This is a genomic window from Bradyrhizobium sp. USDA 3315 (genome assembly GCF_054056795.1).
The window spans coordinates 2,515,705-2,539,337 of record NZ_JBSRYP010000001.1; the positions used below are offsets into that span (position 1 = coordinate 2,515,705).

A 23,633-nucleotide genomic window follows, 5' to 3' on the forward strand; every position below is an offset into this window, starting at 1 on the left:
CTGCGACCTAATGTCTGCTTGGCGAGGATGAGCCGGGCTCGGTAGTTCGCAACCTACGAGGCCGCCGCGCGCGACTGCGCGGGATCGGTCGATCGATCTTCGCCGCGCCTCACAACGGCTCGTCATCATTGCCGTAGCGGTCGAGCTTCGGCGTGGCGATGTCGCCGTCCTCGTAGTACTCGTCGTCCTGTAGCGCTGCGGGTGGCGGAGGTTTCTTCGACTTGTCGTCGGCCTTGTCTTTGGTCTTCGTGCCGCCCTTGGTCTGCTTCCCGGCCTTGGCCATGCGTTTCCCCTGCGCGGGTCAAATCAGCTGCCGGAACTCTACCCCAGTTTCCGTGCGTTTGTAATATTCGGAGACGGTGCGGCGGGGCACACCCGCCCCACCGGATCATGCTCTAGAACGTCGCGCCGGCCTTTACCATGTAGGTGCGGCCGGGCAGCGGGTAGGCCGAGAAGCGGCCCTCGGTGAACGTGCTCGCGATGGCGTAGTCGTAATAGAGCGCGTTGAACAGGTTGTTCACGCTCAGCGACCAGAAGAAGCGGTCAACTTGCCCGCTCAGCTTGATATCGGCGGTGGCGTTGCCGGGAATCCGGCTCTGGGTGTTGGCCTGGTCGTTGTCCATGATGCGCGAGCTCCAGGCCCGCACCGTGGCGTCGAACACCAGATAGTTCTGCCAGATATTCCAGGTGACGCCGAGATTGCCGGTGTAGCGCGACACCAGCGGCACGTCGTTGCCGGCCCAGATGCCTTCGCGGAACACCGCGCGGGTGATCGCCATGCCGCCGCGCAGGGTGACGCTGTCGCTGACCTTGAGCGCCGCGCTAGTCTCCGAGCCGTAGCGGCGGGTGGGGTCGAGGTTGGTGTTGAAGAACAGCACCGGGTTGAAATGGATCTCGTTCTCGAGATCCATCAGATAGACGCTGGACTGGACCTGGAAGCGGTTGGTCCTGACGCGAAAGCCGCCCTCGACATCCTGCGAGGTCTGGGTCTTGAGCTGGAAATTCTGCGGGATCGGGGCGAAGGTCAGTGGGTCGAATGACGGACCCGACGCGACGCGTTCGTCGACATCAGGCGTGCGGAATGCGCGTGCCGCGCGGCCGAACACCGAGAAAGTGTCGGTCAGGCGATGCTCGATGCCGACATGCAGCGCGTATTGCGTCTCGTTGCTGTCGAGCGGTGCCGCCTGGGTGTCGAATGCGAATGGCGCATTCGGGTCGTAGCGATCGCGCGCCGAGATGCTGGTGTTCTGCACGCGCGCGCCGTAGGCGAAGTCGGTCGTCGGCAGCACGCCGATCGTGTGCTGCCAGTAGCCGGCCACGCTCTGCTGCTCGATATTGTAGATGTGGAACGGGTCGACGCCCTGATAGGCGCCGCGCGCCTCGCGGAAGGTCGAATCGTAATAGTCGATGCCGGTCAGGATCGTCGACGGCACGCCCAGCATCACGTTCTTGACGCTGAGCCGCGGCGTCAGCGACCAGGTCTGCAGCGCGGCGTCATTGTAGGTCGAGGCGAAGCTGATGGTCGGCACCGTGCCGAAGAAGCCGCTCTGCGTCTCGCGCTGCCGCCAGCCGCCGTCGACGATGAGGTCGACGCCGTTCATCAGCGTCTTGGTGAAGCCGGCGGTGACGCTGGCGGTCTGCTGGTTGGCATAGTCGAAGGGCGTCGCGGCGCCGCGGCGATCGGTGAGCAGCTCGTTCACGCCGATCGACGGATCGACCAGCCGTCCGCCGGGTAGGCCGAGCTTCTGGTCGCTGCCGGTGACGGTCAGGAAGGCGGTGAGATCCGGCGTCGTGTAGTTGATGTTGCCGACGGCGTTGCGCTGGTCGAGCGCATTGTTGACGCGGTAGCCGTCCGACTTGATGCCGTTGCCGTAGAACGAGGTGGACCACGGGCCGGAATTGAGTGCCGCGGAGACCGCGGCCATGCGGGTGTTGAACGAGCCAACTCCGGCCTCGGCCCGCATCGTCGTCGGCGGGCCGCCGACGCCGGTCTTGGTGATGATGTTGACGACGCCGCCCACCGCGTTGTCGCCGTAGAGCACCGCGCCGCTGTTGCCGCGCGTGATCTCGATGCGCTCGATCGAATCGAGCGGAATCGTGGTGAGGTCGAAGCCGGCCTTGTCGACGTCGTTGAGGCGGCGGCCGTTGAGCAGGAAGAGGGTATTGTCGGTCGCGAACGCGCCGAAGCCGCGCAGGTCGACCGACGTCTTGGCGCCGTTCGGTCCGCCATAGGGCGTTTGCAGCTGCACGCCCGGCACCTGCGCGAGGATCTCGGGCAACGACTGCACCGGCGAATGCGCGATGTCGTCGGCGGTGATCACGGCCGAGGAGGTGCCGACAATGCCGGCGAACTGGCGGCCGCCGGTGCCGCCCGTTCCGGTGGCCACACCGGTCCCTGTCGTGCCCGATCCGGCTCCGCTGCCTGTATTGTTGCCTTGCGAGGTGCCCGGCGCCGGGCGTCGCGGCGCCGGCGCTTCGTCAGCGGCCGGCCTGGCGCGCGTGACGTTCTGGTCGCCCGGCTTGGTGACTTCGATCGCCGGCAGCTGATCGGGAGCGGGTGCCTGCTGCGCCCGCGCTGCGGAGACAAGGAATGCCGGCGCGAGCATCGTCGCCGGCGCGATCATCGTCGACGCGAGCAGAAGCGCGCGGCGCCGCCGATGGAAAGGGAAGGAGAACATAAGCAAGGCCTCGGCAACGTCAGTGGCACGTCACCGCGAACCAGTCTCACCATCGTGCTCACAGCATCAGGTGAAGCTCATGCCTGTACTCCCCGACCGGCAGCATCGCGTGTGACCACGGCTGACGGCAGGTCTCCTGGCTCGCGGGTCGTTACCCTTCGTCGCCTTCCCAGGACCGAGATTCCCAGTGGCCTGTGACGAAGGATTCACCGCATACAGTTGCGGGGGCAGCCGCGGCGTTGGGGAAGTTTCCCCGTACCGCATTCCCTTTTCATCTCATGAAAGAACCGTCATGTTCATCTAGGGTTCGGCCGGGTAGCAAAGTCAATCCGGCGGAAGTCGGGCAATGGCCGTGCGGCCACGGTTTTTGTCGAGTGTCGCTTGTCTGCCACGACGATCGTTGTAAGAGCATGGATCCGATGAGCGTGCAGGATTTTGCCTTGGCGGCCGAGGTCGCGGCGCGGCGCCGGTGGGGCGCCACCGCGGCGCTGCTCGCGCTTGTGCTGCTGCTGCTGGTGATCTCGCTCGGCATCGGGCCGGTGCGGCTGTCGCCGCTCGCGGTGATCGAGGCGCTGTTCGGCGGCGGCAGCGATGTGGCGCAGGTGATCGTGCGCGAGATCCGCCTGCCGCGCACCATCCTGGCATTCGCGATCGGCGGTATTCTTGGGCTGTCAGGCGCGGCGCTGCAAGGGTTGCTGCGCAACCCGCTGGCCTCGCCGTCGCTGTTCGGCGCGCCGCAATCGGCCGCCTTCGGCGCGGTGCTGGTGATCGCGCTGGGCCTCGCCGATGTGCGCTCCTACGCGCTGCCGGTGGTGGCGATCATCGCCGCGTTCGGCTCGGTGTTCGCGCTGCTTGCGATCGCCGGCCGCAATGCCGGGCTGTTGATCCTGATCCTCGCCGGGCTCGCGATCTCGAGCTTTGCGGGAGCCGCGACCGCGCTGGTGATGAATCTCTCGAGCAATCCGTTCGTGGTGCTGGAGATCGCGTTCTGGCTGCTCGGCTCGCTGGAAGACCGCAGCTTCCAGCACGTCGCGCTGGCGCTGCCCTTCATCATCGCAGGCGCCGCCATCCTGCTCAGCCAGGCGAGCGCCTTCCGCGCGCTGACGCTTGGCGAGGAGGCGGCGCAGAGCCTCGGCGTCGACGTCGGGCGGTTGCGGCTCTTCGTGATCACGGGCGTGGCGCTCGGCGTCGGCGGCGCGGTCGCAGTCACCGGCACGATCGGTTTCATCGGCCTCGTCGCGCCGCATCTGATGCGTCCCGTGATCGGTCACGATCCGGCGCGGCTCTTGGTGCCGAGCGCGCTCACCGGCTCGGCGCTGCTGCTCGCCGCCGACATCGCGGTGCGCATCATTCCCTCGACCTCAGACATCAAGGTCGGCGTGCTGACCTCGATCATCGGCGTGCCGTTCTTCCTCTGTCTGATCATGCGCGAACGCCGCGCGCTCGGCGGAGGCGTGGCATGACGCTGCTCTCGGCTGCCGCGCTCAATGCCTCGCTCGGCAGCCGCAAGGTGCTGCACGATGTCTCCCTGTCGCTGCCGTCGGGCCATCTGGTCGCGCTGGTCGGGCCGAACGGCGCCGGCAAGACCACGCTGCTGCGCGCGCTGGCCGGGCTGATCCCGTCGGGCGGCGAGATCCGGATCGGCGGCGATGCGCTGGCGTCGCTGCCGCTGCGCGAGCGCGCGAAACGTTTCGCCTATCTGCCGCAGGGCCACATGGTGCACTGGCCGCTGCCGGCACGCGATATCGTCGCGCTCGGCCGCTATCCGCACGGTGCGACCGATCCGGCGCGGCTGTCGCAGACGGATGTGGAGGCGGTGCTGCGCGCGATGCAGGCGGTCGACGTCGCTGAGTTCAGCGATCGCCGCGTCACCGAACTCTCCGGCGGCGAGCGCAGCCGCGTCGCACTGGCCCGGGTGCTCGCGGTGGAGGCGCCCGTGATCCTCGCCGACGAGCCGACGGCCTCGCTCGATCCGCGCCACCAGATCGACGTGATGCAGAAGCTGCGCAACGTTGCCGACACCGGCGTGCTGGTCATCGTGGTGACGCATGACCTGGGACTCGCCGCGCGCTTTGCCGATCACGTGCTGGTGCTCGCGGAGGGGCGGCTGGCCGCGCAGGGCGCGCCTGTCGAGGCACTATCGGAGAGCGTCCTCGCCAGCGTGTTCCGGGTCAGCGCCTATCGCGCCGAATTTCAGCGCGAGGCCGTCATCGTGCCGTGGGCGGACGTGTGATGAGGATGCGGCGTCTCCACGAGCTCAGTTCACCTCTCCCGCTTGCGGGGGAGGTCGCTGCGCTCGAAGAGCGCAGCGGGTGGGGGCTCTCTCCACTCAAAGAGCGTTCATTGCGGCACGACCCCGACCCCAACCCTCCCCCGCAAGCGCAGGGGTGTCCGGGGAATGATTCACTGTGTCGCGGTGCATGCTCGGCAGGACCGAGGCAAATCGGTCTTTTCTGGTTGTCGAGACACAGAGGGCCGAGCATGCGATATCGCGGTAGCATTTTTGGAAGGCTGCTTGAACCGATCAATCGACGGCAGTTTCAGACGGTTGTGGATCGTCTGGACGGGGATGCCTACGACAAGTCGTTCAGGAGCTGGGATCATCTGGTGGCGCTGATCTATGCCCAGCTTAGCGGCAACAGCAGTCTGCGCGGGGTGGTGACTGGCTTCAACGCCAATTCGCAGCATCACTATCACTTGGGAACCGGCAAGCTGTCGCGCTCGACGTTGTCCGATGCCAATGCCCGCCGTCCGATCGGCATTTTCGCGCAAACCTTTGCGGCGCTGTCGGCGATGGCGCGTCGCCAGCTGCGGAGTGAAGGCATGGAGATGGTGCGTCTGATCGACGCCAGTCCGATCCCGCTCGGCAAGGTCTGCAGTTGGGCGACGTGGAACGGCCGCATCCGCGGCATGAAGCTGCATGTCGTCTACGACCCAAGGAGCGATGTCCCGACCTGCGTCGAGATGACGGCCGCGAACGTCAATGACATCGAGATCGGCCGACAGACCCCAATCCAGCCCGCCACCACCTATGTGTTTGACAAGGGCTATTGCCGTTTCGACTGGTGGCAGAAGATCAATGATAGCAAGGCTTTCTTCGTTACCCGGGCGAAGACGAGCATCCGTCTTCGCTCGCTCAGGCATCGCGCCATCCGCAAGCGTAACGGGGATGGCTTCGAAATCCTTGCCGATGACGAGGTGAAGCTCACCAGCAAGGGCGATTCGCGCCTTCCAATCCCGCTCCGCCGCATCAAGATCAGACGCGAGAAAGGCGGCAAGATCACACTCCTGACCAACGACCTTGCCCGTAGCGCCGTCGAGATCGCCGCCCTCTACAAGAGCCGATGGCAAATCGAGCTGCTGTTCCGCTGGATCAAGCAGCATCTCGATATTCGCAAGTTCCTCGGCGCCAACGACAACGCGATCCGCCTTCAGGTGCTCGCTGCGATGATTGCCTACCTGCTGCTGCGCATCGCCGCTCACACCAACTGCATCAAAATGCTCCCGCTCAGGTTCGCCGAACTCGTCGGCCAGCTCCTGCTCACGCGTCGATCCCTCGCTGCCATCGACAAACCTCCGCCCATCAACCCCAGCCGTCGGAAATCAACCATCTCACCTGACCAGATGGAGCTCCGCTATGCCTGAATTTCCCCGGACACCCCTGCCGCAAGCGGGAGAGGGGGCGCACCTTCAGCGTGGCAGCCATCTCGCTTCGCTTCATCTTGGTGCGGTGGTCGCGATACTGCTGTGGCTTATTTCCGCCGGCGCCGCGTTCGCCGCTGGACCGCGCATCGTCTCGATGAATGTCTGCAGCGACCAGCTCGTGCTGTCGCTGGCCGACCCGGACCAGATCATCGGCCTCAGCCGCTTCTCGCGCGATGACTGGCAATCCTGGGCCGCGGAGAAGGCGCGAAACTTTCCGCGCCTGTCCGGCGAGGCCGAGGACGTGCTGCTGCTCAAGCCCGACCTCGTCGTGGTCAGCCTGTTCGACAAGCGCGCGACCCGTGATCTGTTGAAGGCCCACGGGCTGCACCTCGTCGAATTCGCGGTGCCGCGCACGCTGGACGAGGTGAAGAACCAGATCCGCGCGATGGGCGATGTGGTGCAGCATCCCGATCGCGCAGAGGCCGAGATCGCGCGCCTCGATGCGGCCACCGCCCGGGCGCGCGCTGCGGCGAGCGCGCATCACTACCGCGTGTTGCCGCTGGAGCGGCGTGGCTTTGTGCCCGGCGACGGCAGCCTGGTCAGCTCGCTGCTGGCCGTAACCGGGCTTTCCAACGCCGCCGGCGAACTTGGCGTCGGCGCAGGCGGGTTTGCTTCGCTGGAGGCGATCGTAAAACTGCGGCCGGATTTCATCCTGGTGTCGGAAGCCGGCGACCGCGCCGAGGATGACGGTCGCGCCTTCCTGCTGCATCCGGCGCTGGAGCGCTTCTATCCGCAAAGCAAGCGCATCGTGCTGCCGGAGCGGCTCACGGTGTGCGGCGGCGTGATGCTGGCGGATGCGTTGGATCGCCTGACGGAAGAGTTGCAGCGAGTGACGCAGTGACCTTCCAAACCCGTCATCCTGAGGAGCGGCGAAGCCGCGTCTCGAAGGATGCACGGCCCGGATACTTCCAGGAGTTCGCGGAAGGAGTGTGGCCGTCGCCCTTCGAGGCTCGCTTCGCTCGCACCTCAGGGTGACGGTGAGATATTTGCGAGCGGGCTAAAGGGTTATGAGACTATCCCATCACGACCGGCCCGCCGGCCTTCTTCCAGGCGTCGATGCCGCCATCGATATGCGCGGTGTTGGCCAGTCCCGCCTTCTTCGCGGCGGCCACCGCCATCGCCGAGCGCTCGCCGAAGGCGCAGAAGAACACGACGCGGCGGCCGGTTGCGGCCGCGACCTCGCGCAGCATGCCGCCGGGCTGCAGGGTGGCGCAAATCCCCGGATAGGGCGCGTGCAGCGCGCCCGCGAGCGTGCCGTGCTTGGCCCGCTCGGCGCTCTCGCGCAAATCGACCAGAAGGATATCGGGCCGGCCGAGGCTCGCGATGGCGTCGCGCGCGCTGAGGGAGAGGCCCTCCTTGGCGAGTTCGTCCTGGTGCAGGCCGACATGCATGTTGGCGGGCACCACGACGTCCATCAGCTTCGGGTTCGGCAAATTGAGGTTGTTCATCAGCTCGACATAGTCGTCGATCGATTTGACCTGCAGCCGCGGATTGTAGCGCTTCTCCTCGCCGATGGTGGAGACGGTGTCGCCCTTGTAGTCATGCGCGGGGAACACCATGGTTTCCTCCGGCAGCTTCAGCAGGCGGTTGAAGATCGAATCGTACTGCGCCCGCGCGCTGCCGTTCTGGAAGTCGGTGCGGCCGGTGCCGCGGATCAGCAGGGTGTCGCCGGTGAAGACGCGGTCGCCCATTAAATAACTATAGGAATCGTCGGTGTGGCCGGGCGTGTACAACGCCTCGAGGCAGAGGCCCTCGATCGTCACCTTGTCGCCGTCGGAGACGCGCATCGACACCACGTCGGCCTTGCTCTGCTCGCCCATGATGGTGATGCACTGGGTGCGGTCGCGCAACTCGCCGAGGCCGGTGACGTGATCGGCGTGCAGGTGCGTATCGACGGCTTTCACCAGCCTGAGATCGAGTTCCTGCAGCAGCTTGCAGTAGCGATCGGCCTTCTCCAGCACCGGATCGAGGATCAGTGCCTCGCCGCCGGCGCGGCTCGCGAGCAGATAGCTGTAGGTTCCGGATACGCTGTCGAAGAGCTGGCGAAAGATCATGACGGCTTACCTATTCTCCGGGCCGAGTCACATGGAGGATATTATTCCATAGATAGGGTCCGTTCAAAGCAAATCCATCCCCACCCCAGCCGGATCCCGTCACCCTGAGGAGCGCGCTCTTGCGCGCGTCTCGAAGGGTGGACGGCCCGGGTCTTTCCGCGAATGGGACAAGGCATCTGGGCCGCGCATCCTTCGAGGCTCGCTCCGCTCGCGCCTCAGGATGACGGGATATGCATCGAGGTCGTGGAAGAGACGAAGTTACGGCCGCACGTAACTCCAGCCCTGCTCCCGCGGGCGCGCGTTCGCGCGACCCGTTGGCTCGCAATGACGACGGGGCCGTTACGGCCGGACCAGCGTGTATCCATTCTCGGTGAGCAGCAAGATCTGTGCGACGCCGACCTGCACGGGGGTGGCGGCGGCGATGTAGTCCGGCCGCTTGCCGCTGTCGCGTTCGATCGTGTCGACGGTGTTGAGGCAGATGTCGACCCGCGCGCCCTGCGCGATCAGGCTCTCGACCAGCTTGCGGTTCGGGTTGTCGGGCTTGAGCAGGTCGATGCCCGGGCCGAAGGCGACGATCTCGACCGCGACCTTGTCGGGGTCGTAATGCTTCATCAGATTGTTGGCGACGCTGATGACGAGGCCTTGCTTCCTCGGATCGTTGTCGGAGAGCTGCAGCACGACCTTGTGCTCGGCGAACGGCTTGTCCTGCAACGGCGCCTGCTGGGCACGCGCGAGCGGCGTCGCCAGCGCGAGCGCAGCAAGGCCGAATGCCGCGATCAGCGCGCGGCGCGTCATCCGTGCCTCGCGATGCCCGGGTTGTCCTCGACGCCTTTCAGCGTCACGCCGGGTTCGTCGCGGTTCGGCGGCCGGCCGGAGCGCAGATGCGTGGCGACGACATCCCAGATCGGCGCGCCGCTCTGCTGGTTGACCGAGGCCCAGCCTGCGACCTTGTAGTGCTTGCCGGCTTCGAGATGCTTGCCGTTGCCCAACTTCAGCTCGGAAATGCGCTTGCCGACAGTCTCGGCCGGCGTGCAGGTGTAGGCGAGGCCGCCGACGCGAACCATGTCGCCGCCCTGCTGATAATAGGGATCGACGTTGAACAGATTGTCGCAGACGTCTTCCAGCACATCCTTGATCTGGCTGCCCGTCATCTTGGCGACGTAGGTCTCCGGATAGGTGATCGCGGTTTCCGACAGCACGTCTTCCATGGTCAGCGGCTGGCCGGCGAGCGTGGTGATGCCCCAGCGGAAGCCCGGCGACAGCGCGATCTCGGCGTCGAGCTCGTTCAGCAGCGCATCGCAGATCAACTGGTCGACGGTGCCGGAGAAATTGCCGCGGCGGTAGAGCAGCCGGTCGGCCGAGGCCAGCTTGTTGTTCCATTCGTCGACATGCGGATCGCGCATCTTGTCGATCAGCGTCTGCATCGCAGGATCGGGCTTCAGCAGTTCGGCGAACACCGGCAGCAGCCGGTAGCGGACGTTGGCGACCTTGCCCTTGGCAAGATCGAGATCGAGCACGCCGATGAACTTGCCGTTGGAGCCGGCATTGGTCACCAGCGTGACGCCGCCGGCATTGGTCACCGTGATCGGGATCGGGATCGCGTCGTGGGTGTGGCCGCCGAGGATGACGTCGATGCCGGTGACGCGGCTGGCGAGCTTGAGGTCGACGTCCATGCCGTTATGCGACAGCAGGATCACCGCCTCGACCTTGTCGTTGTTGCGATGGCCGTCGACAAGCTTCTGCAGCTCCTCGTCGCGGATGCCGAACTTCCAGTCCGGCGTGAAGCGCTTCGGATGGGCGATCGGCACGTAGGGGAAGGCCTGGCCGATGATCGCGACGCGATGGCCGCCGATCTCCTTGATGACGGACGGCTTGAACACCCGCCCCGACGCCGGGTCGAACGCCTTGGCGTCGTTGAACGCGGCTTCCTCGGTCAGGAACACGTTCTGCGCCAGGAACTCGCCCTTGAAGCGGGAGAGGTTGTCGCGCAGCACCTGCTCGCCATAGGTGAATTCCCAGTGCCCGGTCATCGCCTCGATGCCGAGCAGATTGGCGGCTTCCACCATGTCCGCGCCGTTCATGGCGTTGGCGAGCGCCGAGCCCTGCCAGAGGTCGCCGCCGTCGAGCAGGATCGAACGCTTTTCGCCGACATCGGCGCGCAGCTTGTCGACCAGCGTCTTCAGGTGGGCGAAGCCGCCGAGCCGGCCGAAGCGGCCGGCGGCCTTCTCGAATTCGACGCAGGTGAAGGCGTAGGCGTCGGCGCTGTCGGGCCGGATGCCGAAGCGGTCGAGGAACGCCTTGCCGACGAGGTGCGGCGGCTGGCCGGCCATCGCGCCGACGCCGAGATTGACGCCGGGCTCGCGGAAGAACACCGGCTTCAGCTGCGCATGCGTGTCGGTCATGTGCAGGATGCGGGCGTTGCCGAACCGCTCGAGGTCGTAGACGCTGGCGGTATCGGCGCTGCGCGCGAGGCGGGGCAGGCCGGCCGTCAGCGTTGCGGCGGCCGCAGCTTTCAGGAATTCCCGGCGGCGGATGATCATCATTCTCTCCGCGCGGCCCCTGGCCTGCGCGCTCTTAACGAACTTCCATGTCCTTCCAGCGTTCCTTTTCGCTGGTGGCCTGGAAGATCGAGGCCTTTGCCAGCGCCTCGGCCTCCTTGGCCCTGGCGACTGCGGTGTCGAAATCACCAGCCTCACCGGCCTTTTTTGCGGCAGATAGTGTCGAGGCGGTGGTGGTCCACTGGTTGCGCAGGTTGCCTGCTTCCTTGTTGGCGGCTTCGGCGGCGGCGTAGGCGGCTTTGTAGTCGGCTTCGGAGGCGGCGAGGGCGCCGGTCGCCGCTGCGATCAGCAGGGCTGATGCTGCGAGGACAGTTTTGATGACCGCGCTCATGGCCGTGCTCCCGGACCCGAAATCGGCAGCCCGTTGCTGACATAGGACAGATAGTATTCGAGGTTGCGGTACTCGTCGTCCTGCGGATTGAGCGGCACGCCGCGGATCTGGCTGTTGCAGGTGGTGAAGCGGCGGCTGGTCGTCCCCATGCCGCTCCATTCCGAGCGGTAGATCGGCATCGCGTTCAGGATGCCGAGCGCCGGCGCCAGCACCTCGGCGCGGATCCGCTCGCCCGGGCTCTGGATGTGGCAGGTGGCGCAGGAGAAATTGAGCTGGCCGCGGCGGGTGTAGAAATACTCCTTGCCCTTCTGATAGGCCTCGAGCGCGCGCGGATCGTTCGGGATCTTGATGTCCATCGGCTTGCCGCGCGAGGTGAAGGCCATGTAGGCGGTGAGCGCCGCCATGTCGTCCTTCACATAGGAGAACGGCGCCTCGCCATTAGCTTCGCGGCAGCGGTTGAGCGCGAGCTCGAGCGTGACGACCTTGCCTTCCTTCTCGTCGAAATAGGGATAGTTCTGGCGGATACCGATGCCCTTGTTCGGGAAGCAGTCGGCGTAGGTCTTGCCGTTCTTGAACGGCGTCGCGAACATCTCCTTGCCGGCTTCGAGCGAGAACTCGTAGGGCGGAAACTGCTCCTTCTCCTCCCACTGCCTGTGCAGGTCCTCATTCATCGAATAGGGACCGTTGACGAAATCCTCGAGCTTCAGCTTGGGGAATTTGCTGGTGAAGAATTTCTGGAACGCGGCCTTGTCGGCGGCGGGATCGACGGTGTCGGCCGCGCGCGCGGCCGGCGCGAGCGTCAGCACGCCGAGCGCGAACGTTGCGAGTGCTGCGCGGAATGCGAGGCGCCGCGTCATTGAATCTTCGCCGTGGCGGTGTCGGTCGCGCCCTTGTTGTCGACCCAGCTGACCTTCAGATCGTCGCCCTTCTTGCCGCCCTTGAAGGCGAACTTGACATAGGGGTCCTTGGAGACGCCGCCGCCCCAGTCGGCGACGAACACCGGCTTGCCGTCATATTCGAAGGTGAGCTGCTGGATGAAATGCGGCGGAATGATCTCGCCCTTGGCGTCCTTGACGAAGCCGGAATCCATCGGATGCTGGATCAGCGCCTGCACCTCGGTGGTGTCGCCGTTTGACGTGGCGCGCACGCGAATGCTCGATGCCATCTGATTATCCCTTGATTGAACTCAGCCGCCGCAGCCGCCGACGGTGACCTTGATTTCCTTTTTGGCGCTGTAGAGCTTGCCGCCGGCCTCGACGATCGCGGTGACGTTGCTGGTCTTCGCCATCTTGATGCGGTTGGAGACGGTCGGCAGCGTGCCGGCCGGAATCCTGTATGAGGCGACCAGCGAGATCGGATTCTCGCTCACCAGAAACGAGATCGAGGTGACGTCGGCCAGCGTCGTGGTGGCGGAGATCGGCACCACCGCGCCGTTCTCGGCGATCTCCGGCGCATCCATCTTGATCTTGTCCGACGGCTCGGCGGTCTTGCCATAGAGCGCCTTGATCGCGTCGGCCTCGTTCTTCTGCTTGAATGCGTCTTCGGGATATTTGTCGTTGGCGGCGGCGAGCGCCTGCGGCACGTCGAACGGAATGCCCCCGAGGCCGATCAGCGCGGCGATGCCGGCGCCCTTCAGCACCATGCGGCGCGCTTTGAAAAATTCGCTGGTCGTGATGTTCATCGAAAAAAAATCTCCTCAAGCGACGGTCGCGGCGTCACAGCGTCTGCAGGAAGTCCACCACCGCGTCGATTTCCTTCTCGCTCAAAATCCGGTTTCGGCCGAACGGCGGCATCACCGTCTGCGGATTGCGCTTGGTTTCGTCGGTCACGATCGCGATCAGCTCGTCACGGCTGTATTTGGCCTTCAGGCCGCTCAGCTCGGGGCCGATCGTGCCGGGCAGGTCGCCGCCCTTGATGACGTGGCAGGTCAGGCAATTGCCCTTGCCGCGGTCGAAGGCGAGCTTCTGTCCCTCGGCGGCGGACTGGGCCTGCGCGGGCGCGGCCATGGCGGTGCCTGCCAGCAGCGCCAGGACGAAGGCTGGCTTGGAGAAAGTGGCGATCAAGGACGTTCCCCGGGCTTCAATCTCGATGATCCCATCGAAATATAAAGAGTGGAAAGCACAAAGGCCATCGGCTGGCAACACGGAGAATAGGCGCGTTGCGACGGGGTTAATGCCACAGGGGCAGTCCGGCACTGGAGCGCATGTCCTGCGCCTTCCGCCTGTCATGTTTGTGCGGTTGAGATGCGGCTGAGGCGTAGGGAGAAGCGCGGTGGCGGAATTCGTGGCGGAGTTTGGCAAGGACGGCCGGCCGGTCGAGGCGGACGGGCGGCTCGATGCGCCGGCGTTCCATCGCAACCACCAGCCGATCTGGGCAGTTCTGAAAGATCACCTCGCCGGCCAATCCGGCGACGTGCTGGAAGCCGGCAGCGGCACCGGCCAGCATGTCGTCTATTTCGCCGGTCAGACGCCCGACATCACCTGGTGGCCGAGCGACCTCCATGCGGCGCACCTGCGCAGCATCGAGGCCTGGCGCGCGCATGCCGCCCTTCCGAACATCCGGCCGCCGCAGCCGATCGATCTGTCCGACCCGGCTTGGTCGCCGGCGCCGCCGAACGGCAAAGGTCCGGACAAACTGCTCGCGATCTTCTGCGCCAATGTGATCCACATCGCGCCGTGGCGCGTGGCCGAGGGCCTGTTCGCCGGCGCCGCGCGGCACCTGCGCGCCGACGGCCGGCTGTTGCTCTACGGCCCGTTCAAGCGCGGCGGCAAGCACACCGCGCTCAGCAATGCCGTGTTCGACACGTCGCTGCGCGAGCGCGACGCCGAGTGGGGGGTGCGCGATATCGCCGATCTCGAGACGCTTGCGGAGCGCGTCGGGCTCAAGCTCGCCGGCAGCTTCGAGACGCCGGCCAACAACATGATTTTGGTCTTTGCCCGCAAGTAGCCGCGCTCAATCGTAAGCCAGGCACCAGCCTGGCCCACGCAGCCAGCAACGTTCATCGGGGATCCCGGCGTCGCGATAGAGCCGCGTCACCTTCTGCCAGCCGCCGCGGGCGAAGGCTTCGGCGAGCGTTTTTTCGGACGTCTCGTCCCGGCCGCCGTCGCAGGGAATGATCGCGACCGGTGATATCCAGTCCGCCTGGTACGCTGCCTCCTCGCGCCGGATCCGGAACACGGCGCCGGATCGCGCCACCTGCTCCGGCGCGCCACCCTTGAATCCGTCGTCCGAGGTCAGCGGCAGGATCAGGCGGCCGCCGCCGGCGAGCCCGTCGAGCCATCGCGTGGCAGGCCGGGTGCAGCCGGCGTTGACATAGATCACGTCGGCGGACTCGAACGCGACCTGTGTGCCGTCGCCCTGGATGATCTCGACATTTGCGTAAGCGGCGAGATTGGCGCGAGCGTCTGCCGCAAGGTCCGGATCGTATTCGATGCCGGTCACGCGGCCGGACGGTCCGACCAGATGCGCGAGGATCGCGGTGTAGTACCCTGTGCCCGTGCCGATATGCACCACGTGCCCGCCGGCGGCGGGTGCGGCCTGGTGCATGAGATAGGCATGCAGCGACGGCTGGCCGTTGTTGAGACGTCGCTCGGGTCGCAAGGCGACGAGATCGTTGGTGTAGAGATAGACCGGGTCGGCATCGGGCGTCGGCGCATAGTCGCGGCTCCACCAGCGCAGCATCATCCATGGTCCCGGGCCGACGAAGTCCTCGCGGCGAATGGCGGCGAAGGCCTCCGTCAGCCGCGGATTGATGGTGTTGGCGGCGGCCAGGATCTGCTTGGCATAGGCCGCGCGGACGATGCGGAGTTCGGCTTGCGGGTCCATTGCCGCGCGCTCCCACGATGTCGCGTGTTGTGTGATTTGACACACCGAGGTGTGTGAAATAGCATACTGCGGCGACGGAGGCCAGAATGAAGAGACGGCTTTATCCGGCCGTGCTGGAGCGCGGTCCGCGCGGCGCGTTCGGGGCGTGGTTTCCGGACTTTCCCGGCTGCGTCGCCGCGGGACGATCGCAGGAAGACGCGATCGAGCGCGCCGAGCAGACGCTGGCGCAGACCGTCGACGGCTGGGTCGAGCAGGGCAAGCCATTGCCGGAGCCGACCCCGATCGAGCGCATCGTGCCGCCGAAGGGCTCCGACGTCGCCGCCTTCTTCATGGTCGGCGTCGATCCGCCCGACCCGTCCGAGCGCGTCAACGTCTATTTGCCGAAGAGCCTGATCACACGGATCGACAAGCATGCCGCCGGACTCGGCATGAGCCGCTCGAGCTTTTTCGGTTTCGCCGCGACGCTTGCGCTTGAATGGCACGTTCACAAGCCGCACCTCGTCGGGCCGCGCTCCAAGGTGCACAAGACCGGCGCGCTGCGCGCCGAGAAGCGGATGGGCAAGAAGCCGGCGCGGTAGGCGATCGATCATCGAGCGACAGCTCTCTCACCGTCACCCTTGAGGAGGCCGCAGAGCGGCCGTCTCGAAGGGTCGACGGTCCGGCTGTTGGCCGTGCATCCTTCGAGACGCGCTACGCGCTCCTCAGGATGACGGTACTGATAGAAGTGCCGGGCTGCTGTGACGTCACTCTGTGAGAGCAAGCGATCCCCTCGTGCGCCTCCTGCATGGCGTACGTCCGTTTGCGCCGGTTGATCGGCTTCGACCCGCTCTCCATAGTGCGCCCGATTGGGGGCTCCCGCCGGGGCTTCGAGGCGGGACCACCGATGATTGACGTGACAGCTGCGGATGAGGCGAGCGACGACGCGCGGGCGCGCAGCAATGTGTGGCGGCTTGCGGCGGCGCAGGCGCTGACCGGTGCCAATTCGGCCGTGATCTTCGCCACCGGCTCGATCGTCGGCGCGACGCTGGCACCCGACGTCTCGCTCGCGACGGTGCCGCTCTCGATGTATGTGCTCGGGCTTGCCGCCGGCACGCTGCCGACCGGCGCGATCTCGCGCGCCTACGGACGACGCGTCGCCTTCATCATCGGCACCTTCTGCGGCACGCTCACCGGCGCGCTCGGCGCCTGGGCGATCCTGCATTCATCGTTCTGGCTGTTCTGCGGCGCGACCTTCCTCGGCGGGCTCTACGGCGCCGTCGCGCAGTCCTACCGATTTGCTGCGGCCGATGGCGCCAGTGTCGCGTTCCGGCCCAAGGCGGTGTCCTGGGTGATGGCCGGCGGCGTGTTCGCCGGCGTGCTCGGGCCGCAGCTCGTGCAATGGACCATGGACATCTGGCCGCCCTATCTGTTCGCGTTCTCCTTCGTGATGCAGGCGCTGGTCGCGCTGGTGGCGATGGCGGTGCTCTCAGGCGTCGACGCGCCGAAGCCTGCGGCTGCGGACCTGCATGGCGGCCGCCCGCTGCTCGAGATCGCAAAGCAGCCGCGCTTCATCGCCGCGGCGCTGTGCGGCGTGATCGCCTATCCGATGATGAATCTGGTGATGACCTCGGCGCCGCTCGCCATGAAGATGTGCGGGCTGTCGGTCAGCGATTCCAATTTCGGCATCCAGTGGCACATCGTGGCGATGTACGGCCCGAGCTTCTTCACGGGCTCCTTGATCGCGCGGTTCGGCGCGCCCGTTATCGTCGCGCTCGGGCTGGCGCTCGAGGCGGTGGCCGCGATGATCGGACTGTCGGGCATATCAGCGCCGCACTTCTGGGCGACGCTGTTCGTGCTCGGGATCGGCTGGAATTTTGCGTTCGTTGGCGCTTCCGCGCTGGTGCTGGAAACGCACCGGCCGCAGGAGCGCAACAAGGTGCAGGCGTTCAACGATTTCCTCGTGTTCGGCATGATGGCGATCGGTTCGTTCTCGTCGGGCCAACTGCTCGCGCATTACGGCTGGAATGCCGTCAACTGGGTGGTGTTCCCGCCTGTGCTGCTCGGCCTTGCCGTGCTCTCGTTCGCCTCATTCGCCAAGCGACGCGCGAAATTGCGCGCGGTGGAAGAAATCCCGGATCCCAGCATTTGATTCCTGCTGCCAATTGCTGACACTTCGATCAGCTTCGAAATGATCCGCTTGCAACGCTGTTCACATCATGGGATCGGATTGGTCCGGCCATGACGATGTGAGAAGCAAGAGCAAGAAATGGACGCATCCTCAGCCACGCTGCCTGATGAATCCTCGCTTGGCTACGAAGGCTGGCGCATCGTCGTCGTCTGCTTCCTGCTTGCGACCTTCGGCTGGGGATTGGGCTTCTACGGACAGAGCGTCTATGTTGCCGAGCTGCAGCGGCTGCACGGTTGGCCGGCGTCGCTGATTTCGTCGGGCACGACCTTCTTCTATCTGTTCGGCGCCGCGCTGGTTGCCTTCGTCAGCGAGGCGATCAAGGCGTTCGGCGCGCGCAGCTGCCTGATCGCCGGCACCTTCGCGATGGCGATCGCGGCCGTTGCGATCGGCGAGGTGCGCGAGCCCTGGCAGCTCTATCTTGCCGATGCGCTGCTGGCGTTCGGCTGGGCCGGCACCAGCCTCGGCATCATCACCAACACACTCGGCCTGTGGTTCGACAAGAAACGCGGCATGGCGATCAGCCTGGCGCTGAACGGCGCGAGCTTCGGCGGCATCGTCGGCGTGCCGCTGCTGGTGGCGGGGATCGGCACGTTCGGCTTCTCCGGCGCGATGATCGCGGCCGCGGGGCTGCTGATCGTGGTGATGGTGCCTGTCATCCTGATCTTCGTCGGGCAACCGCCGGTGCATCTGCACGCGGTCACGGCCGCCGCTGCCGACGCGCCGTCGGCGACGCAGGTGCGCAGCCGGGCGCTGCGCGACATCCGCTTCCTCTCGGTCTCGATTGCCTTCGCGCTGGTGCTGTTCGCCCAGGTCGGCTTCATCGTGCATCTGATCGCCTATCTCGATCAGGTAATCGGCCGCGAGCGCGCGACGGTGGCGATGGCGCTCTTGACCGCGATGGCCGTGGTCGGGCGCGTCTCGTTCTCCTTCGTGATCGACCGGCTCAACCAGCGGCTGGCATCGGCGCTGTCCTTTGTCAGCCAGGCGGTCGCGCTCGCCGTCATCATCAATGTGCACAATGACGTGGCGCAGATCGCCGCCTGCGCGCTGTTTGGCTTCTCGGTCGGCAATCTGATCACGCTGCCGGCGCTGATCGTGCAGCGCGAGTTCGATCCCCGTGCGTTCGGCGTGCTGGTCAGCCTGATCACCGCCATCAACCAGATCACCTACGCCTTCGGCCCCGGCGTGGTCGGGTTGCTGCGCGATCTCTCCGGCAGCTATTCGCTGCCGTTCTACGGCTGCATTGGCCTGGAGCTGATCGCAGCGGCGACGATCATGGCGAAAGGGAAGTAGCTTTCCACCTCCCCTTGAAGAGGGGAGGTCGCTTTGCTCGCAGAGCAAAGCGGGTGGGGATCTGCTCTCTCCGCTTGCAGCATCGCCTGCGGCTGACCCCCATCCCGACCTTCCCCCCTTTCAGGCAGGGGTGTCCGGGGAATGATTCACTGTGTCGCGGTGCATGCTCGGCAGGACCGAGGCAAATCGGTCTTTTCTGGTTGTCGAGACACAGAGGGCCGAGCATGCGATATCGCGGTAGCATTTTTGGAAGGCTGCTTGAACCGATCAATCGACGGCAGTTTCAGACGGTTGTGGATCGTCTGGACGGGGATGCCTACGACAAGTCGTTCAGGAGCTGGGATCATCTGGTGGCGCTGATCTATGCCCAGCTTAGCGGCAACAGCAGTCTGCGCGGGGTGGTGACTGGCTTCAACGCCAATTCGCAGCATCACTATCACTTGGGAACCGGCAAGCTGTCGCGCTCGACGTTGTCCGATGCCAATGCCCGCCGTCCGATCGGCATTTTCGCGCAAACCTTTGCGGCGCTGTCGGCGATGGCGCGTCGCCAGCTGCGGAGTGAAGGCATGGAGATGGTGCGTCTGATCGACGCCAGTCCGATCCCGCTCGGCAAGGTCTGCAGTTGGGCGACGTGGAACGGCCGCATCCGCGGCATGAAGCTGCATGTCGTCTACGACCCAAGGAGCGATGTCCCGACCTGCGTCGAGATGACGGCCGCGAACGTCAATGACATCGAGATCGGCCGACAGACCCCAATCCAGCCCGCCACCACCTATGTGTTTGACAAGGGCTATTGCCGTTTCGACTGGTGGCAGAAGATCAATGATAGCAAGGCTTTCTTCGTTACCCGGGCGAAGACGAGCATCCGTCTTCGCTCGCTCAGGCATCGCGCCATCCGCAAGCGTAACGGGGATGGCTTCGAAATCCTTGCCGATGACGAGGTGAAGCTCACCAGCAAGGGCGATTCGCGCCTTCCAATCCCGCTCCGCCGCATCAAGATCAGACGCGAGAAAGGCGGCAAGATCACACTCCTGACCAACGACCTTGCCCGTAGCGCCGTCGAGATCGCCGCCCTCTACAAGAGCCGATGGCAAATCGAGCTGCTGTTCCGCTGGATCAAGCAGCATCTCGATATTCGCAAGTTCCTCGGCGCCAACGACAACGCGATCCGCCTTCAGGTGCTCGCTGCGATGATTGCCTACCTGCTGCTGCGCATCGCCGCTCACACCAACTGCATCAAAATGCTCCCGCTCAGGTTCGCCGAACTCGTCGGCCAGCTCCTGCTCACGCGTCGATCCCTCGCTGCCATCGACAAACCTCCGCCCATCAACCCCAGCCGTCGGAAATCAACCATCTCACCTGACCAGATGGAGCTCCGCTATGCCTGAATTTCCCCGGACACCCCTGCCTTTCAGGGGGAAGGGGAATAAAGACCTGTCCCCGGATGTCGCTTCGCTCATCCGGGCTACGTTCTACGACTTGCGGCGTGACTTCCGCGCCTTCTTCGGCTCGCTGATCTTGCCGGCCGCCGCGACCCGCAGCAGGCGGCGGAAGGTCGGGCATTCCATGTGGCTCGGCGCCGGGCAGACGGCGGCGTGGCGCAGGCCGTCGCGCATCGCGTTGAGCCTGCGGATGGTGCGGTCGAGCTCGTCGGCCTTGGCAGAAAGCATTTTCCGGTCGATGCGCGGTCTTCCATCGGGCGCGAACATCCTTGCGATCTCGTCGAGCGAGAAGCCGGAGGCGCGCCCGAGCGCGATCAGCGCCAGCCGGTCCAGCACCGCCGGATCGAACAGGCGGCGCAACCCGCGCCGGCCATGCGAGGCGATCAGACCTTTCTCCTCGTAGAAGCGCAAGGTCGAGGCGCGCACGCCCGATAGCTCCGCCACCTCCGCGATATCGATGTCCCGCATGGCCCTTGACCTCAAGTTCACTTGAACTGGCAGTGTCCAGCCTATCGCTTGCGTAAGGCAAGCATCAACAAGGACGAGAATCATGGGTGTCGCAGCGCAAGTCGACGACGAGCAGGTCAAACTCTGGAACGGCGCCGCCGGCCGCGCCTGGGTCGAGACGCGCGAGGTGCTGGAAGGGATGTTCAGGCCGCTTGAAGAACTGCTCGTTCAGGCGGTGTCCGATGCCGCGGCAAGCCGCGTGCTCGATATCGGTTGCGGCACGGGCGCCACAACGTTCGCCGTTGCCCAATTGCTCCGCCAGCAGGGGCATTGCACCGGCATCGACGTTTCCGAGCCGATGATCGCGGCGGCGCGCGCCCGCGCGGAGCGGGAAGGGCGGCCGGTCAGCTTCATCTGCGCCGACGCGCAGACCTATCCGTTCGCGCCCGCGAGCTTCGACATGATCATCTCGCGCCTCGGCGTGATGTTCTTTGCCGATCCGGTGCAGGCTTTCGCCAATCTGCGCCGCGCGGCCCGGCCGGATGCTGCGCTCCGCTTCATCGCCTGGCGCGGCGCCGCCGAGAACCCGTTCATGACGACGGCGGAACAGGCAGCGAAGCCGTTGCTGCCGGATCTTCCGCCGCGGCGTCCCGATGCGCCGGGGCAGTTCGGCTTTGCCGACCGGAAGCGGGTCGAAACTATCCTGGAGGATAGCGGCTGGGACGCGATCGCGATCGAACCGGTCGATGTCGCCCTCGGCTTTCCGGCATCACAGCTGGCCCACTATGTGAGCTGGCTCGGCCCGGTCGGGACGATGCTGCAGGCGATGGAGGAGCCGCGCCGCACGCGAGTGATCGAGACCGTGCGCGGTGCGTTCGATCGCTACATCCACGGGACCGAGATTCGCTTCACCGCCGCCTGCTGGATGGTCGCGGCACGAGCGCCGGCGGAGGCCGCGCATGGTTGAAGCCGCGGAATTTGTGGCGAGCGCGGTGCTGACCGGGATCGGTGCGACCGTCGTGATGGACATCTGGGGGATGGTTCGAAAGCGCCTGCTTGGCATCCCGTCGCTGGACTATGCCCTGGTCGGTCGCTGGCTCGGCCATCTCGTATCCGCTCGCCTGCGCCACGACCGCATCGCCGCGTCACCACAGGTCGTGGGCGAACGGGTCATCGGATGGACCGCGCATTATCTGATCGGGATCGGCTTTGCCGGCGTGCTGCTTGCGATCTTCGGCCTCGATTGGGCGCGGCAGCCCACCATCGCTCCGGCTCTGATGGTCGGGATCGGCAGCGTGGCCGCGCCGTTCCTGGTGATGCAGCCCGCGATGGGCGCCGGCATTGCCGCGAGCCGTACGCCCCATCCATGGGCGGCGCGGCTGCAGAGCCTCGTGACGCACACGGTGTTTGGGATTGGGCTTTATGCGGCCGGCTGGCTCGCGCACCCGTTCCTGAACTCGTAGCCCGGATGAGCGAAGCGCAATCCGGGAACAGTATCACCCGACGGTGCCAACCCCGGATTTCGCGGAGCCTGTCATCGGGCGCGCGCTCGCGCGACCCGTTGGCTCCATCCGAGCTACCTCTTCACCTCCCCTTGGAAAGGGGAGGTCGCTTTGCTCGCAGAGCAAAGCGGGTGGGGATCTGCTCTCTCCACTTGCAGCAGAGCCCGCGGCTAACCTCCATCCCGACCTTCCCCCTTTCAGGGGGAAGGGGAAAGCACTCGTAGCCCGGATGGAGCGAAGCGTAATCCGGGAGCAGTATTACCTCATGGAGCGAACCCCGGATTTCGCTGCGCTTCATCCGGGCTACGAAATTATCGCCTTGCGGAATTACGCCGCACGCTGTTTCAGCAGGTCGTCCAGGTCCAGCCGTCGCGTGAACATCGCGAGCTTGCCGTCCGCGCTGCGCGGCCATTCGGCCTCGGGGCGATCCCAATAGAGCTCGACGCCGTTTTCATCGGGATCGCGCAGGTACAGCGCCTGGCTGACGCCGTGGTCGCTGGCGCCGTCGAGCTGGATGCCGGCCGACAGCACCCGGTGCAGCGCGTCGGCGAGCGCCGGGCGGGTGGGATAGAGGATGGCGGTGTGGAACAGGCCCGTGGTGCCCGGCGGCGGCGGATGGCCACCCTTGCTTTCCCAGGTGTTGAGGCCGATGTGGTGGTGATAGCCGCCGGCCGAGATGAAGGCCGCGTCCGCGCCCAGCCGCTGCTGCAGCTCGAACCCGAGCACGCCGCAATAGAAGCCGAGCGCCCGCTCGAGATCGGCCACCTTGAGGTGGACATGCCCGATCCGGGTGCCCGCGATGATGGGGGGATTCTCTGGCATGAGCGGACTCCGTTGACGTCAATGCCCCCGCCATCAGGGGCGAGCTTTCGCCGCCTGATATAGTCCGGATTTGCCGACGCCGGAGCGTTCGATCCGGAAACGCAGCGTTTCCGAAAGGCGCCACGGTCGCCGGGCCTAGCAGAGCTCCGACAACTCGCCGCCGGGCAGCTGGAACTCGAACGTGTTCAGCGTCATCGACACCATCGTGTAGTAGCCGCAGAGGCCGATCACCTCGACCAGGCCGCGCTGGCTCAGCACCTCGACCGCCTCGTCATACAGTGCCTTCGGGAGGCCGTGACCTTCGTGCAGCGCCTTGGCGACGTCGTAGATCACCCTGGCCTTGGGATCGTCGAAGCTCGGCGTCCGGCGCACGCGAATGTCCTCGATGATCTTCGGGTCGAGGCCGCCCTTCAGCGCCAGGCGCTTGTGGGCATACCACTCGTAATGCGCGGTCCAGTGCCGCGCGGTGACGAGGATCGCGATCTCCGACAGCTTTGGGGGAAAGATCGTGTCGAAGCGCAGCACCTCGCCGAGCCGCGTGGCATGCCGTGCCATCTCCGGGCTGTTCAGCCAGGCCATCATCGGCGCGGGTGGCGCACCGCGCTTGCCGGCGATCGACTCGTCGTAGGTTTCTTTCTGGGCGGCGTTCATTTCGCTAGGCGAAAGCAGCTTCAGCCGCATGTCCGTTTCCTTTTGTTTTTCAAGCGTTACCCCATCTCGGCGATACACCCGATCGCGCGAGGTGAGTAGCGACGCCAGAGCATGGCGCGGCCGCGAGGCATATTGAATTCGGCGGCTGCGTAGGTCTA

25 protein-coding genes and 1 riboswitch are annotated in these 23,633 nt (G+C 65.6%); of the genes, 11 read left to right on the plus strand and 14 right to left on the minus strand.

Annotation, left to right across the window (positions count from 1 at the left end; translation table 11 throughout):
* Positions 1 to 109 precede the first annotated feature (109 nt).
* Positions 110 to 283 (minus strand): hypothetical protein, encoded by a 174-nt coding sequence (locus tag ACVIYL_RS11470; RefSeq protein WP_253606198.1) that lies wholly within the window; start codon positions 281 to 283, stop codon positions 110 to 112.
* 112 nt (positions 284 to 395) lie between these two features.
* Positions 396 to 2,678: a TonB-dependent receptor gene (locus tag ACVIYL_RS11475; RefSeq protein ID WP_456778578.1), complete on the minus strand. Its 2,283-nt coding sequence runs from the start codon at positions 2,676 to 2,678 to the stop codon at positions 396 to 398.
* Positions 2,679 to 2,787: 109 nt separating this feature from the next.
* Positions 2,788 to 2,985: riboswitch (cobalamin riboswitch) on the minus strand.
* 112 nt (positions 2,986 to 3,097) lie between these two features.
* Here ACVIYL_RS11475 and ACVIYL_RS11480 point away from each other — a divergent pair.
* The 4 genes from ACVIYL_RS11480 to ACVIYL_RS11495 all read left to right on the plus strand — a co-directional run bounded on the left by ACVIYL_RS11480 (position 3,098) and on the right by ACVIYL_RS11495 (position 7,224).
* Positions 3,098 to 4,141, plus strand: a complete 1,044-nt coding sequence (locus ACVIYL_RS11480; RefSeq protein WP_456778579.1) for a FecCD family ABC transporter permease — start codon at positions 3,098 to 3,100, stop codon at positions 4,139 to 4,141.
* Positions 4,138 to 4,911 carry an ABC transporter ATP-binding protein gene (locus ACVIYL_RS11485; protein ID WP_456778580.1) on the plus strand — a complete coding sequence of 258 codons (774 nt, stop codon included), beginning with the start codon at positions 4,138 to 4,140 and terminating at the stop codon, positions 4,909 to 4,911. The genes ACVIYL_RS11480 and ACVIYL_RS11485 overlap by 4 nt, the downstream gene beginning before the upstream one ends.
* A gap of 248 nt (positions 4,912 to 5,159) precedes the next feature.
* The gene (locus ACVIYL_RS11490; RefSeq protein WP_057015126.1) at positions 5,160 to 6,323 is read left to right on the plus strand and encodes an IS4 family transposase; all 1,164 of its coding nucleotides are present in this window, start codon (positions 5,160 to 5,162) and stop codon (positions 6,321 to 6,323) included.
* A complete protein-coding gene (locus ACVIYL_RS11495) occupies positions 6,316 to 7,224 on the plus strand; it encodes an ABC transporter substrate-binding protein (protein ID WP_456778581.1) in 909 nt (302 codons plus the stop codon). Before ACVIYL_RS11490 ends, ACVIYL_RS11495 begins: the two co-directional genes overlap by 8 nt.
* 172 nt (positions 7,225 to 7,396) lie before the next feature.
* Here ACVIYL_RS11495 and ACVIYL_RS11500 read toward each other — a convergent pair whose 3' ends face one another.
* From ACVIYL_RS11500 to soxX, 8 genes are all read right to left on the minus strand, one after another.
* Positions 7,397 to 8,437 (minus strand): MBL fold metallo-hydrolase, encoded by a 1,041-nt coding sequence (locus tag ACVIYL_RS11500; protein WP_253588628.1) that lies wholly within the window; start codon positions 8,435 to 8,437, stop codon positions 7,397 to 7,399.
* Positions 8,438 to 8,776: 339 nt separating this feature from the next.
* Complete coding sequence (locus ACVIYL_RS11505) at positions 8,777 to 9,232, minus strand: DsrE family protein (protein ID WP_253606209.1); 456 nt, start codon at positions 9,230 to 9,232, stop codon at positions 8,777 to 8,779.
* Entirely contained in the window at positions 9,229 to 10,977 is a 1,749-nt protein-coding gene (gene soxB, locus ACVIYL_RS11510; RefSeq protein WP_456778582.1) for a thiosulfohydrolase SoxB, read from the minus strand. Before soxB ends, ACVIYL_RS11505 begins: the two co-directional genes overlap by 4 nt.
* A 34-nt stretch (positions 10,978 to 11,011) precedes the next feature.
* Entirely contained in the window at positions 11,012 to 11,326 is a 315-nt protein-coding gene (locus ACVIYL_RS11515) for a hypothetical protein (RefSeq protein ID WP_456778583.1), read from the minus strand.
* Positions 11,323 to 12,183, minus strand: a complete 861-nt coding sequence (gene soxA / locus ACVIYL_RS11520; RefSeq protein ID WP_456778584.1) for a sulfur oxidation c-type cytochrome SoxA — start codon at positions 12,181 to 12,183, stop codon at positions 11,323 to 11,325. Before soxA ends, ACVIYL_RS11515 begins: the two co-directional genes overlap by 4 nt.
* A complete protein-coding gene (gene soxZ / locus ACVIYL_RS11525) occupies positions 12,180 to 12,491 on the minus strand; it encodes a thiosulfate oxidation carrier complex protein SoxZ (RefSeq protein WP_057021236.1) in 312 nt (103 codons plus the stop codon). The genes soxA and soxZ overlap by 4 nt, the downstream gene beginning before the upstream one ends.
* A 21-nt stretch (positions 12,492 to 12,512) precedes the next feature.
* Positions 12,513 to 13,007 (minus strand): thiosulfate oxidation carrier protein SoxY, encoded by a 495-nt coding sequence (gene soxY, locus ACVIYL_RS11530; protein ID WP_456778585.1) that lies wholly within the window; start codon positions 13,005 to 13,007, stop codon positions 12,513 to 12,515.
* 34 nt (positions 13,008 to 13,041) lie between these two features.
* Positions 13,042 to 13,332: a sulfur oxidation c-type cytochrome SoxX gene (gene soxX, locus ACVIYL_RS11535; RefSeq protein WP_051448082.1), complete on the minus strand. Its 291-nt coding sequence runs from the start codon at positions 13,330 to 13,332 to the stop codon at positions 13,042 to 13,044.
* Between the two features lie 265 nt (positions 13,333 to 13,597).
* On the opposite strand from soxX, the gene ACVIYL_RS11540 reads away from it, so the two are divergent.
* Complete coding sequence (locus ACVIYL_RS11540) at positions 13,598 to 14,272, plus strand: DUF938 domain-containing protein (RefSeq protein WP_456778586.1); 675 nt, start codon at positions 13,598 to 13,600, stop codon at positions 14,270 to 14,272.
* 6 nt (positions 14,273 to 14,278) lie between these two features.
* On the opposite strand, the gene ACVIYL_RS11545 is transcribed toward ACVIYL_RS11540, so the two are convergent.
* Positions 14,279 to 15,151 (minus strand): protein-L-isoaspartate O-methyltransferase family protein, encoded by an 873-nt coding sequence (locus ACVIYL_RS11545; RefSeq protein ID WP_456778587.1) that lies wholly within the window; start codon positions 15,149 to 15,151, stop codon positions 14,279 to 14,281.
* Positions 15,152 to 15,237: 86 nt separating this feature from the next.
* On the opposite strand from ACVIYL_RS11545, the gene ACVIYL_RS11550 reads away from it, so the two are divergent.
* The 4 genes from ACVIYL_RS11550 to ACVIYL_RS11565 all read left to right on the plus strand — a co-directional run bounded on the left by ACVIYL_RS11550 (position 15,238) and on the right by ACVIYL_RS11565 (position 19,999).
* Positions 15,238 to 15,729: a type II toxin-antitoxin system HicB family antitoxin gene (locus tag ACVIYL_RS11550; RefSeq protein WP_253638385.1), complete on the plus strand. Its 492-nt coding sequence runs from the start codon at positions 15,238 to 15,240 to the stop codon at positions 15,727 to 15,729.
* Positions 15,730 to 16,034: 305 nt separating this feature from the next.
* Positions 16,035 to 17,279: an MFS transporter gene (locus ACVIYL_RS11555; protein ID WP_456778588.1), complete on the plus strand. Its 1,245-nt coding sequence runs from the start codon at positions 16,035 to 16,037 to the stop codon at positions 17,277 to 17,279.
* A 117-nt stretch (positions 17,280 to 17,396) separates the two neighbouring features.
* Positions 17,397 to 18,611, plus strand: a complete 1,215-nt coding sequence (locus ACVIYL_RS11560; protein ID WP_456778589.1) for an MFS transporter — start codon at positions 17,397 to 17,399, stop codon at positions 18,609 to 18,611.
* 224 nt (positions 18,612 to 18,835) lie between these two features.
* Positions 18,836 to 19,999, plus strand: a complete 1,164-nt coding sequence (locus ACVIYL_RS11565; protein ID WP_057015126.1) for an IS4 family transposase — start codon at positions 18,836 to 18,838, stop codon at positions 19,997 to 19,999.
* Between the two features lie 84 nt (positions 20,000 to 20,083).
* Here ACVIYL_RS11565 and ACVIYL_RS11570 read toward each other — a convergent pair whose 3' ends face one another.
* Complete coding sequence (locus tag ACVIYL_RS11570; protein ID WP_438075673.1) at positions 20,084 to 20,521, minus strand: helix-turn-helix domain-containing protein; 438 nt, start codon at positions 20,519 to 20,521, stop codon at positions 20,084 to 20,086.
* Between the two features lie 82 nt (positions 20,522 to 20,603).
* On the opposite strand from ACVIYL_RS11570, the gene ACVIYL_RS11575 reads away from it, so the two are divergent.
* Together ACVIYL_RS11575 and ACVIYL_RS11580 are read left to right on the plus strand one after the other, a co-directional pair.
* Positions 20,604 to 21,467: a class I SAM-dependent methyltransferase gene (locus tag ACVIYL_RS11575; protein WP_456778590.1), complete on the plus strand. Its 864-nt coding sequence runs from the start codon at positions 20,604 to 20,606 to the stop codon at positions 21,465 to 21,467.
* Positions 21,460 to 21,963 carry a DUF2938 domain-containing protein gene (locus ACVIYL_RS11580; RefSeq protein ID WP_076834901.1) on the plus strand — a complete coding sequence of 168 codons (504 nt, stop codon included), beginning with the start codon at positions 21,460 to 21,462 and terminating at the stop codon, positions 21,961 to 21,963. The genes ACVIYL_RS11575 and ACVIYL_RS11580 overlap by 8 nt, the downstream gene beginning before the upstream one ends.
* 366 nt (positions 21,964 to 22,329) lie before the next feature.
* Here ACVIYL_RS11580 and ACVIYL_RS11585 read toward each other — a convergent pair whose 3' ends face one another.
* A complete protein-coding gene (locus ACVIYL_RS11585) occupies positions 22,330 to 22,824 on the minus strand; it encodes a VOC family protein (RefSeq protein ID WP_456778591.1) in 495 nt (164 codons plus the stop codon).
* A gap of 135 nt (positions 22,825 to 22,959) precedes the next feature.
* Positions 22,960 to 23,505 (minus strand): carboxymuconolactone decarboxylase family protein, encoded by a 546-nt coding sequence (locus ACVIYL_RS11590; RefSeq protein WP_028343517.1) that lies wholly within the window; start codon positions 23,503 to 23,505, stop codon positions 22,960 to 22,962.
* Positions 23,506 to 23,633 lie beyond the last annotated feature (128 nt).